Source organism: Nocardia sp. NPDC019395 (assembly GCF_040632335.1).
Taxonomy (GTDB): domain Bacteria; phylum Actinomycetota; class Actinomycetes; order Mycobacteriales; family Mycobacteriaceae; genus Nocardia.
Genome location: NZ_JBEYBT010000011.1, coordinates 130,096 through 142,108, shown reverse-complemented (window position 1 = coordinate 142,108; position 12,013 = coordinate 130,096). Strand labels below are relative to the sequence as shown.

Here is a 12,013-nt window from a genome sequence, read left to right as displayed (position 1 = left end):
CGATGTCGGCGGTGGCAGTGGACGAGCGGCCCGCGGCCGCCCCCGAAAAAACCGATAACAGTCAGGCCAGGCTGCTCAAGGATTCCGGGTCGATCGCGATCGCCACCCTGATCAGCCGGATCACCGGTTTCGGCAAACAGCTCCTGCTGCTCGCGGTACTCGGACCCGCCATCGCGAGTTCGTTCACCTCCGCCAGCCTGATTCCGAATATGGTCGCCGAACTGGTGCTGGGCGCCGTGCTCACCGCCATCGTGGTTCCCACGCTCGTCAGGGCCGAACAGGAGGATCCCGACCGGGGCGCGGCATTCATCCGCCGGCTGGTCACCGCGGCCTCTGTCATCCTCGGTACGGCGGCGATCCTGGCGACCGCGGCCGCGCCGATCCTGGCAACCCATGTTTTCGTCTCCGCGGACGGCAAGGTCAACACCTCGCTCACCACGGCGCTGACCTTCCTGCTGGTGCCCGCCGTCCTCTTCTATGGCCTGTCCGCGCTGTTCACCGCCATCCTCAACACCAGGGGAGCGTTCAAACCCGGTGCGTGGGCGCCGGTGCTCAACAACGTGGTGGTGCTGATCGTCCTCGCCCTCTACGCGCTGAGCCCGGGCGAGATCACGCTGGATCCGGTGCGGATGAGCGATCCGAAACTGCTGGTGCTCGGCTGCGGGGTGACTCTCGGCGTGATCGTGCAGGCCGTCAGCCTGCTGCCGGCGATCCGCCGCCAGGGGATCGATCTGCGGCCGCTGTGGGGTCTGGACAATCGGCTCAGACAGTTCGGCACAATGGCGGCGGCCATCATCCTCTATGTCCTGATCAGCCAGATCGGCGGCATTTTCGCGAACAATATCTCCTCGCACGCCGATGAAGCCGGTCCGGCGATCTACCAGAACGCGTGGCTGTTGCTGCAATTGCCGTACGGCGTCATCGGCGTGACCCTGCTCACCGCGATCATGCCGCGGCTCAGCCGTAATGCCGCCAACGACGACACACCCGCGGTGGTCGACGACCTGTCCGCGGCCACCCGGCTGACCATGATCGCGTTGATCCCGATCGTCACATTCCTCACGGTGGCGGGGCCGCAGGTGGGCGATGCGCTGTTCGGGTACGCGAAGTTCGCCGATGACGCATCCCGGCTCGGTACCGCGGTCAGCTTCTCTGCCTTCACCCTGATCCCGTACTCGCTCGTGCTGATCCATCTGCGGGTGTTCTACGCGCGAGAACAGGCCTGGACGCCCACCTGGATCATCCTGGGAATCACCACCATCAAGATCCTGTTCTCGGCACTGGCCCCGCTCATCGCCGACAGCAGCGAGCAGGTCGTGATCGTGCTCGGAGTGGCGACCGGACTCGGCTTCACCACCGGTGCGGTGATCGGCGGCTACCTCCTGCACCGGAGTCTGGGCGATCTGCGCATGGCCAATGTGGGACGAACGGTCAGCCGGGTCCTGCTGGCGTCACTGGCCGGTGGTGCCGTGATGCTCATCGCCGACCGCGTCATGGGCCTCGACCGGCTGACGGATTCGCTCGGCGGGCCGGGATCGTTCATCCGGGTGGGTATCACCGCCGTCGTGATGTTCGCGGTGGCGTTCGGGCTGATGCGCCTGGCCGGTATCCCCGAGGTGGTCGCGATTACCGTGGCGATTTCGCGGCGTCTCGGCATCACACCGCCGGCGCCCCCGATCGACCTCGGGGAACCCGCCGAAGACGAGCAGACCACGCGGATCCTGCGCCGCCCCGACCCGTACCTCGCGTACTCCGGCTTCGATTCGGCCATGGACGCACAGAGCACAATGGTGCTGCCGGTGATCCGGCCGGACTCGGTTGATCGCACCGGGGCCGGTCAGTTCCCGTACCCTGTTCGGCAGACCGGCACAAGTGGCAGATCCGCCCAGTTTGCGGCATACCAGGGCGAAGGAGGTCCGAGGGTGAGCGACGACGCGGTGGGCGAGGTCCCAGCCGCCGATTCTTCCTCGAATCCGGCGAGCGGCCGCCTGTCCACCGATGTTCCCCCGGAGCGGTCGGAGCCGGGCGACCCGCGCACCCAGCGTGAGGACAACCGGACCACCGAATACGCACATCCACCCGAGCAGGGCCCGGGTGGCGGGTTTCACCCGGACGACGGCGGAGATGCCGGTCCGGATTCCGCCGGTCAGCCGAGCGAGGCCGACGGTCACGTGGCCGAGGAGCATGTCCACCGGACGGGTGCGACAGTGTCGGCGACTGATCCGGTCTACGACACCGGGATGATCGCCGTACCGCCGATGACGCAGGCGAGTCGCGTGCAGCGCGGCCCCAAGCTCATCGCCGGTGCCTCTGTCGCCGGTGGCCGGTATCGGTTGCTCGCCGACCACGGCGGGGCGCGCGGACTGAGATTCTGGCAGGCACTCGATATCAAACTCGACCGGGAAGTCGCGCTGACTTTCGTCGACGCCGATCAGAAAGGGGCGAGCGACTCCGGACAGGACGGTCCGCAGGCCATACTTTCCCGCACGCTCCGGCTGGGCCGGATCAATTCACCGGGTCTGGCGCGCGTCCTGGATGTCGTACGCGGCAGTTCCGGCGGCATCGTGGTGGCCGAATGGACCCCCGGGCGGTCGCTACGCGAGATGGCCGAGACCGTGCCGTCGCCGATCGGCGCCGCCCGTGCCATCCGGGTACTCGCCTCGGCCACCGAAATGGCTCACCGTAGCGGCGGTGCGCTGTCGATAGACCATCCGGACCGGATCCGGATCAGCGCGTCCGGTGACGCCGTACTGGCCTTCCCCGGCACCCTCGGTGACGCCGACCCACAGAGCGACGTCCGAGGTCTGGGCGCCATGCTGTACGCGCTGATCACTGCCCGCTGGCCGCTGCGGCCGGTCGGCGTCAGCGGTAGCTCCGTAACGGTCGGTGGTTTGTACCCGGCCGACTTCGGTTCCGACGGCACGCCGGTCGAACCGCGGCAGATCCGCCCCGAGGTTCCCTTCGAGATCTCCGCGGTGGCGGTGCGCTCGCTGGAACCGAACAAGGGAGTTCGCACCGCTGCCACCATCCAGCACGTACTGGAACAGGCCTCGGTGGTCGATCAGAAAACCGATCTCATCCCGGTATTGCGGTTGGGACAGCGGGCTCCGGCACCGGCCGACGAATCACTGGCCGATCCGGAACTGCTCGCCGCCGAACGCGATAAATCGCAGCGCATGATGTGGATCATGGTGGCGCTGGGGATTCTGACCGCGCTCGTGGTCGGGATCGTCATCTGGTGGCTGGTGAGCGTATTCGCCCCGGGCGATTCCAGCGAACCCCTGAACGAGCAGCGGGTCATCGGTCTCACGACCAGCCGCGCGCCGGAAGCGTCGGAAACTCCGGCGGCGCCGTCCCCCACTGCCGCCGCCGACGGCGTGCCGGTGCCCGTCACCGGGATGACAGTGCTCTCACCGGAGGGCACACCGGACGATCAGGGTGGCGCGCCCAAGGCGATGGACGGCGACCCCGCCACCTCCTGGACCACCGATCAATATTTCCAGCAGTTCCCGGCCTTGAAGAAGGGCGTCGGACTGCTGGCGACCCTGCCCAGCCCGACAACGCTGTCCAAGGTCACGATCACCTCGTCGACACCGGGGACCACGGTGGAGATCCGAACCTCACCGACGGAGACGACCACCCTGGACCAGACCCAACTGGTCGGTACCGCGGTCCTCGGCGACGGCGTGACCGAGGTTCCGGTGCAGTCCGATCAGGCGGGCCGGTACGTTCTGGTCTGGGTTACCGGCCTGGGTAATTCGGGCGGGCAGTTCCAGAGTTCGATCGCCGAACTGGGCTTCGAAGCGAAGCCCTGAACTGGCGTTTCGGGCCACGTTCGGCGTACCTGACCGGCTCGAATCCGGTTGCCGCCGAACGATTGCCGGGATATGATCACGATCCGCGCTCTCAGGAGGGAGCCGGTGGGATCAGGGGTTCGGTCCTGCTCGCCGAATAACACGCAGTAATCGCCACTAGCCGGCTATCGGTCGCCGTTGCTGTCGTGAGCGGTTGTTGTCCAAGGGGTTGGCTATTGTCGTCCGAACTGAATGCGGGGGTTCGCGGGGGGCCGTTGTCCCCTGAGTCGGGGACGCGAGAATCCGGATTCGATTCCGTATCGGATACAGAATTGCTGCGCGCACACGCGGCCGGCACACCACATGCTTTCGCCGAGCTGGTGCGCCGGCACAACGATCATCTGTGGCAGACCGCGGCCCGCGTGTGCTATTCGCCCGAGGACGCCGCGGATTCTCTTCAGGACGCCCTGCTTTCGGCTCATCGCAATGCCGGATCCTTCCGTGCCGAATCGGGGGTGCGCACCTGGTTGCACCGGATCGTCGTCAACGCTTGCCTGGACCGGATGCGGCGCAATCGCGCCCAGCGTGCGGTCGTCCTACCACCGGAGGTCTGGCCCGAAATATCGGACCATTCGGATGAATACGGCCGGGTCGACGTTTCGATCGTCCTCGAACGCGCGCTTTTCCAGTTGCCACCGGACCAGCGGGCAGCGGTCGTCGCTGTGGACGTCGAGGGCTACAGCGTCGCCGATGCGGCCGACCTGCTCGGTGTTCCGGTGGGGACGATCAAGAGCAGATGCGCGCGGGCCCGGCAGCGGCTGAAGGCCGAACTGGATTCGTTGCACGCGGAGGGGAACCGGATGTAGGCCCGCCGCGTCATAACCAGTGACACATTTTCCTTCCCGAATGGGATGTACTCGGGAGGGTACAAACCCAACGAACCAGGAATCGATACCCGAGTCAGATGGACGCAGCAGCATTGGAGGTGCGAAGGTCATGAGCCCCGTTCCGCAACCTCCCTTCCCCGCGGAGTTGCTCGCCGATCTGCACGCCGGAAATATCGACCCCGAACTGAGCGCCCGGCTGTGGCCCGCCGTCCGGCAGGATCCCGAAGCACAGCGTTATCTGGATTCGCTCGACTCATTGCGCGAATCACTCACCGGCCTCGCCGAGTCCGAACGCGTGGTCCGCCCGATACCGCAGGACATCGCGGCGCGGATGGAGGCACTGGCCGAATCTCTCGGTAGCGAAGCGGCCCCCGTGGACGATGTCGGCGCAGAGGCGCGCTCCGCCGGCCCGATATCGGCCCCCGACGCGCCCGTCTCGCTGGCCGCATATCGCCGGCGCCGGCGCATCGCCGCCGCGGTCGCCGCAGCCGCGGTAATCCTGATCTGTGCCGGTGCCGCGCTGTTCATCAGCGGCCGGCCGGACCGGGAAACAGCGCCGACCGCCGCACCCGGCCCCACCGAAAGCGTCGAACCGGGCGCCGAGCTCGATACGGCGGTGGCTATGCGTGCGCTGGGTCGCAATGATGTGCGTGGCCGGTTGGCGGATCCGGCGGCGCTGCGCGCATGTGTCCACGCCGCCGGAATCGACCGCCCGGTACTCGGGTCCACCGAGATGCTCTTCCGCGATCGCGACGACGCTGTACTGATCCTGGTCGGTGGCCGAAACGGCGCACAGATCACCGCCCTGGTCGTCGGGCCGGGATGCGGTCCGGGGAACCCCGAAGTTCTGGACACCACCGATATCGGCTAGTGCCCGATCCGCTCGGGCGCGATCGCGCCGCGCACCCCGGTCACCCGGCCGTTTCGACAGCGATACACCGAACCGGATGCCCCGGTTCGGTGTCTACGGCGGCTGACAGGGCAACGGGGAACAAAGCGCGTCTACGCTGTTGTTGACCGAAACGTTCCCGTTAGCTTCTCCGGAAGGGCCCCATGAGCACGCCAGTTCGCGACCTGATCATCGTCGGCTCCGGACCGGCCGGTTACACCGCCGCCGTGTATGCCGCCCGCGCCGAACTAGAGCCCCTGGTGTTCGAGGGCACCCAGTTCGGTGGTGCGCTGATGACCACCACCGAGGTCGAGAATTTTCCGGGGTTCCGCGACGGGATCATGGGCCCGGACCTGATGGAACAGATGCGGGAACAGGCCAAACGCTTCGGCGCCGAAATCCGCACCGAGGATGTCGACGCGATCGATCTGAGCGGCCCGGTGAAGAAGGTCACCGTGGGCGACGATATCTACGAAGCCCACGCCGTGATCCTGGCCATGGGTTCGGCCGCCCGGTACCTGAACGTCCCCGGCGAGCAGGAACTGCTCGGCCGCGGTGTCAGCGCCTGCGCCACCTGCGACGGTTTCTTCTTCAAGGGCCAGGACATCGTGGTGGTCGGCGGCGGTGACTCGGCGATGGAGGAGGCGATCTTCCTCACCAAATTCGCCTCGAGTGTCACCATTGTGCACCGGCGTGACGAATTCCGCGCCTCACGCATCATGCTCGAACGCGCCAAGAACAACGAGAAGATCCGCTTCCACACCAATGCCGACGTCGTCGAGGTCCACGGCGAGACGAGTGTCACCTCGCTGACGTTGCGGGACACCCGCACCGGCGAAACCAGCGAACTCGCCGCCACCGGACTCTTCGTGGCAATCGGTCACGATCCACGCAGTGAACTCGTCCGCGACCAGATCGATCTGGACGACGCGGGTTACGTACTCGTGCGCGACCCGAGCACCGAAACCACCGTGACAGGTGTATTCGCGGCCGGCGATCTCGTCGATCACACCTATCAGCAGGCCATCACCGCCGCCGGCACCGGCTGCCGCGCCGCCATCGACGCCGAACGCTGGCTCGCCGAAAAGGGCGATATCACCAGCAATACGCTGCCGCACGCCGACCAGCCGGTCGCCGTCTCGACGGCCAACTGAGCCACGGCGCGACTACACCACCGAGCCCAGGGCTCGTGAGCGCCCGGACACCCCACTGTCCGGAGAACAAGGAGAACAGCCATGTCCGAGAGCACCAACACGGTCAAAGTCACCGACACCTCGTTCGCCGACGACGTGCTGAGCAGCGATAAGCCGGTGCTGGTCGATTTCTGGGCCACCTGGTGCGGGCCGTGCAAGATGGTCGCCCCGGTACTGGAGGAGATCGCGGGCTCGCATGCGGAGAAACTCACCGTGGCCAAGCTCGATATCGATGCCAATCCCAATACCGCCCGCGATTACCAGGTCATGAGCGTGCCGACTATGATCCTGTTCGCCGGTGGTAAGCCGGTGAAGCAGATCGTCGGAGCCAAGGGTAAGGCCGCACTCCTGCGGGAAATCGAAGACGTTATCTGACGTCTCGAATAGGCCATCCGGCGCCCGTCACACGGCGACGCGCCGTAGTATGCCCTGACCAAGATTGTCGAATTCCGGTCCGGGTCTGACAGAATCGACCAGGCTCCGTCGTGCGAGGGTATATCCGTCGCATGAGTGGGTACCCGGGATTGACGGAAGGAAGGGCCCTCACGCATGCACCGACTTCGTCACGGCGACACCGGTCCAGCCGTAGCAGAGGTTCGGAGCACCCTGGCGAGTCTGGGGTTCCTGCAGTCGCACAACGGCGCGCGAACCAATGGCGCGAACGAGTACTGGAAAGATACCGAAGCCACTTTCGACTATCAGCTCGACTCCGCGGTGCGTGCCTTCCAGCAGCACCGCGGGTTGCTGGTCGACGGTGTGGTCGGTCCGGCGACCTACCGGGCGCTGAAAGAAGCGTCGTACCGCTTGGGTGCCAGGACGCTCATCTACCAACTCTCGGCGCCGTTGTACGGCGATGATGTGGCAACGCTGCAACGCCGGCTCCAGGATCTCGGCTTCTATGTGCATCGGGTGGACGGTTTCTTCGGCCCGCACACACATGAGGGTCTGACGTCGTTCCAGCGCGAGATCGGCCTCGCGGCCGACGGAATCTGCGGCCCGGACACCCTGCGCTCACTCGAATTGCTCGGCGCACGTGTCACCGGCGGCAACCCACATCGGATCGCCGAAGAAGAGGTGGTACACCGGGCCGGGCCACAGCTCACCGGTAAACGCATCGTCATCGATCCCGGTCTGGGCGGTTCGGACCGCGGCCGGGCGATCCCCACCGAATTCGGCGACGTGTACGAACAGGAAGTCCTCTGGGACCTGGCCAACCGGTTGGAGGGCCGGATGGCCGCCACCGGAATGGAGACATTCCTGTCCCGACCGTGGGGGAGCAACCCCACCGATGTGGAACGCGCCGAAACCTCCAACGCTTTCGACGCGGATCTGATGATCTCGCTGCGTTGTGCGTCGAACTCCAGCCCGATGGCGAACGGTGTCGCCGGGTTCTACTTCGGGAACTCGCACGGTTCGGTATCCATGATCGGCCAGGTGCTGGCCGGGTTCATACAGCGCGAAGTGGTCGCGCGGACCTCACTACAGGACTGCCGGACCCATCCGCGCACCTGGGATCTCCTGCGCCTCACCAAGATGCCGACCGTCCAGGTGGACCTCGGTTATGTCACCAATCAGTACGACGCGTCGGTGCTGGCCGATCCCCGGATGCGCGATGTCATCGCCGAGGCGATCCTGATCTCGGTGAAGCGGCTGTACCTGCTGGGTCAGGATGATCAGCCCACCGGCACATATACGTTCGCCGAGCTGCTGGCCGAGGAACTCGCCGCCGCGGACAGCGGGTAGTGAATCCCTCGGCCCCTTTCTCAGAGGGTGAGGATCCGGGTCGGCACGGACATCGATGCGGCGGCCAGTAGCTGGTCGAGGGCGTGCTCGACATCCTCTTTCCAGCCGTGATCGGAGTCGAGTTCCAGCCGCAACCGTGGAAAGCGGTGGTGTGGCGCGACTACCTCGAAACCGACCTCCTGCAGGAAGTCGGCGTCGATCATGCAGTTTTCGGGGCTGCAGCCCAACACCGAACGACGGGCACCGCGCCCGGGTACGCCGATTCGTTCCATCAAACGCATGGTTCCGGTCGGGCGATCAGAGAGAGCGGTGCTCGCGGAAGCGCCGCGGATCCCGAATGCTTCCAAGGCTCGCGCACCGCGCCGGACCAGATCGGTGACGACAGCCTGCACCATCCGATAGGCGATATCGCCGTCCATATCCGGGTACTCGGTACCGAGAGTGGTCAGCAGGATCGCGTCGGGGCTCACCGGCGAGGTGGGGAAGAGGCCGGAGCGCGGTACCACCCGGGGTGGTGCGTAGAGCGCACAGCCGACGGTCTTGTCATCGATCGTCGCGAGTTGTCCGCACGAACCCCATTCGAGCATCACCGTCGAGATCCAGGCTTCTTTCTCGAACACCGGGTCACTGAATTCACAGGAGTCCGCGGCCACCGCCGGATCGATCTCCCAGAACACACAACGGCGAGCATGCGCCGGCAGTCGGCCGATGGTTTCCAGGGTAAGTCCTGTGACGCTGGTCGCCACTGCTCTGCTCAGCCTCCAGCTATCCGATTCGTCTATGCTCACGCCGCATCGATATCTTCTCGCCAGCAAGAATATGCGATCAAACGAAACCGCCTCATTTCGCGTCACTAGATCTTGGGTTCGTGCCTGATTCGGGGCACCCACCCTCCGGCCAAGCGCTGTCACAGTGACGTTTCTGGCCGAGGGGGTAAGTAGTGCGTCAAACAAGCCGAAAATTCAGTTGTTCAGCGAAGTTTGCAGCATCATCCCGACAATTCGTTCCAGATCGTCCACCGATCCGAACTCGACCACAATCTTGCCTTTCCGCTTACCGAGACTCACCGAAACCTGCGTATCGAACGACGACGACAGACGATCGGCGACATCCTGCAACCCGGGGGAGTGGATGGGCGGCCGGCGCGGCGCCGGCGGTTTGGCCGGCTCCTGCTCGCGGTTCGCCAGCTTCACCGCTTCCTCGGTGGACCGCACCGACAGCCCCTCGGCGACGATCCGGGCAGCCAGCACCTCCTGGGTGTCGGCGCCGCCCTCCAGACCGAGTAGCGCCCGGGCATGCCCGGCGGAAAGCACACCGGCCGCAACCCGGCGCTGCACCGGAATCGGGAGCTTCAACAGCCGGATCATATTGGTCACCACAGGCCGGGAACGCCCGAGCCGAGACGCCAACTCCTCCTGCGTCACTCCGAACTCTTCCAGCAGCTGCTGATAAGCGGCCGCCTCCTCGAGCGGATTGAGCTGTACCCGATGGATGTTCTCCAGCAGCGCATCGCGCAACATCGCATCGTCGTTGGTCTCCCGGACGATCGCCGGTATCGACTCCAGCCCCGCCTCCTGGCAGGCGCGCCAGCGACGCTCGCCCATAATGAGCTGATAGCGATCACCGCCGGGCTCCAGCTCCCGCACCACGATCGGCTGCATCAGACCGAACTCGCGGATCGAGTGGACCAGCTCGGCCAGCGCCTCGTCGTCGAAATACTGGCGGGGCTGCTTCGGATTGGGCTCGATCTTGCCGGGGGCGATCTCCCGGTACACCGCGTCACCGGCCGAGGCCAGATCAGCGACTTCCTCGGGTTCGGGCACCTGATGCAGATAAGTGGACGCGGGGCGAGGTCCGGGATCCAGACCGATCACCGCATCAGCCGCCTCGGTACCCAAACCGGGTGCGACCGGAGCCGGTCCGGTGGGGATCAATGCCGCGAGACCGCGTCCCAGCCCACCTTTTTTCGACTGACTCACCGGCCTGCCCTTTCCATTACCCGCATCCACAGCCATACCCGATCCATTCACTGGGCACCGTCCGCTAGCGCGGCCGGCCGGGTAGCACCGCGAGCGGCGATCTCCCGTCCCGCATCCAGATAGCTCAGGGCGCCGCGGGAGCCCGGGTCGTAGTCGAGCACGGTCATACCGTAGCCGGGCGCCTCCGAGACCTTCACGCTGCGCGGAATCACCGAACGCAGTACGACGTCACCGAAGTGGCTTCGCACCTCCTCGGCAACCTGGTCGGCCAATTTGGTCCGGCCGTCGTACATGGTGAGCACCACGGTCGACACATGCAAATCCCTGTTGAGATGAGATTGCACCAGCCCGATATTCCGGATCAACTGCCCGACACCTTCGAGCGCGTAGTACTCGCACTGGATCGGAATCAGCACCTCCCGGGCCGCGACCATCGCGTTGATCGTGAGCAGACCGAGCGAAGGCGGGCAGTCGATCATCACGTAATCGATGCCGTATCCCGCGATATTCGCTTCCTCGATAGCCCCTTTGAGGCGAGCCTCCCGCGCCACCATCGAAACCAGTTCGATTTCGGCGCCGGCAAGGTCGATCGTCGCCGGGATGCACAGGAGGTTATCGCTGTGCGGACTCTGCTGAATCGCGTCCTGCACCTTGATCTCACCGATGAGCAGTTCATAAGTCGACGGCACACCCGAATGGTGTTCGACCCCGAGCGCGGTACTGGCGTTGCCCTGCGGATCCAGATCGATCACGAGCACCTTCATCCCCTGGTGCGCCAGGGCTGCTGCCAGATTCACCGTTGTTGTGGTCTTACCGACCCCGCCCTTCTGGTTGGCGACGGTGATGATGCGTTGCTCATGGGGTTTCGGCACTGTCACCTTTCCTGGATGCATTAACTGGCTCGCGCGGTGCGCCTCGGCAGCGATCGGTGTCTCGGTAGGGGAGATGTGCCCGTACGGTGTGCTTCCGAATGCCTCCGGGCCGATATTGCTGCCATCCAGCATTCCCGGCACCCGCGATGTTTCCCGTGAAACATTCGCTGAACCGCTCGACATAGACCGCTCCTAACGAGAGAACTGCAAGATCACGTGGCCTGACGGACGCCGGCGCTGTGTGGTCGAAACAAGCTGTACAGGATCGAACAACGATCCACGACCGGGACCGCGGCATCCATGCGGACGGGCGACTTCGCAATGCTGCGTGGTCACGCGAAGTTACCTCCTCCGACGCGGACGCTGAGCCGCCAGTCGATCGAACGGAGCTTCACCGCTGCGACACCAACATTCCTCCGTGGCACCGATGCACACGCCCGACGCTCATTAGCTTGCCAGCAGCGGGCCCGAGAAGAAAGCTGAATCGCTGCGACGCGCCCGCGACACGCGGAACTCATCCGATTTCGTCGCGCAATCACGCGTTCGGCACCCTTCCAGCGCCGGCAGCCCCGATGTTTCACGGGAAACATCAACATGGTTCATACGCACATCGGCAGTCGTGGCAGTCCGCCGATGCGCTTCGTAGGCGCGTTCCC

10 protein-coding genes are annotated in these 12,013 nt (G+C 65.3%); 6 read left to right on the top strand and 4 right to left on the bottom strand.

From position 1 onward, the window contains the following. Positions 1-2 precede the first annotated feature (2 nt). The 6 genes from ABZ827_RS22810 (at position 3) to ABZ827_RS22785 (ending at position 8,506) form a co-directional block, all read left to right on the top strand. Positions 3-3,815 carry a murein biosynthesis integral membrane protein MurJ gene (locus ABZ827_RS22810; RefSeq protein WP_357239945.1) on the top strand — a complete coding sequence of 1,271 codons (3,813 nt, stop codon included), beginning with the start codon at positions 3-5 and terminating at the stop codon, positions 3,813-3,815. A gap of 149 nt (positions 3,816-3,964) precedes the next feature. Further along, complete coding sequence (sigM, locus tag ABZ827_RS22805; protein ID WP_357240009.1) at positions 3,965-4,660, top strand: RNA polymerase sigma factor SigM; 696 nt, start codon at positions 3,965-3,967, stop codon at positions 4,658-4,660. Positions 4,661-4,790: 130 nt separating this feature from the next. Continuing rightward, complete coding sequence (locus tag ABZ827_RS22800; RefSeq protein ID WP_357239942.1) at positions 4,791-5,552, top strand: hypothetical protein; 762 nt, start codon at positions 4,791-4,793, stop codon at positions 5,550-5,552. 182 nt (positions 5,553-5,734) lie between these two features. Beyond that, positions 5,735-6,724, top strand: a complete 990-nt coding sequence (gene trxB / locus ABZ827_RS22795) for a thioredoxin-disulfide reductase (protein WP_357239940.1) — start codon at positions 5,735-5,737, stop codon at positions 6,722-6,724. An 81-nt stretch (positions 6,725-6,805) separates the two neighbouring features. After that, positions 6,806-7,138, top strand: coding sequence for a thioredoxin (gene trxA / locus ABZ827_RS22790; protein ID WP_357239936.1), 333 nt, complete (start codon positions 6,806-6,808; stop codon positions 7,136-7,138). A gap of 174 nt (positions 7,139-7,312) precedes the next feature. Continuing rightward, positions 7,313-8,506: an N-acetylmuramoyl-L-alanine amidase gene (locus ABZ827_RS22785; protein WP_357239934.1), complete on the top strand. Its 1,194-nt coding sequence runs from the start codon at positions 7,313-7,315 to the stop codon at positions 8,504-8,506. A gap of 20 nt (positions 8,507-8,526) precedes the next feature. On the opposite strand, the gene ABZ827_RS22780 is transcribed toward ABZ827_RS22785, so the two are convergent. The 4 genes from ABZ827_RS22780 to ABZ827_RS22765 form a co-directional block, all read right to left on the bottom strand. Next, entirely contained in the window at positions 8,527-9,252 is a 726-nt protein-coding gene (locus tag ABZ827_RS22780) for a GNAT family N-acetyltransferase (protein WP_357240006.1), read from the bottom strand. Positions 9,253-9,468: 216 nt separating this feature from the next. Beyond that, positions 9,469-10,485 carry a ParB/RepB/Spo0J family partition protein gene (locus ABZ827_RS22775; RefSeq protein WP_357240003.1) on the bottom strand — a complete coding sequence of 339 codons (1,017 nt, stop codon included), beginning with the start codon at positions 10,483-10,485 and terminating at the stop codon, positions 9,469-9,471. A gap of 47 nt (positions 10,486-10,532) precedes the next feature. Further along, complete coding sequence (locus ABZ827_RS22770) at positions 10,533-11,489, bottom strand: ParA family protein (RefSeq protein ID WP_357240000.1); 957 nt, start codon at positions 11,487-11,489, stop codon at positions 10,533-10,535. A gap of 315 nt (positions 11,490-11,804) precedes the next feature. After that, the coding region (locus ABZ827_RS22765) for a hypothetical protein (protein WP_357239931.1) at positions 11,805-12,013 on the bottom strand (209 nt) is incomplete at its 5' end.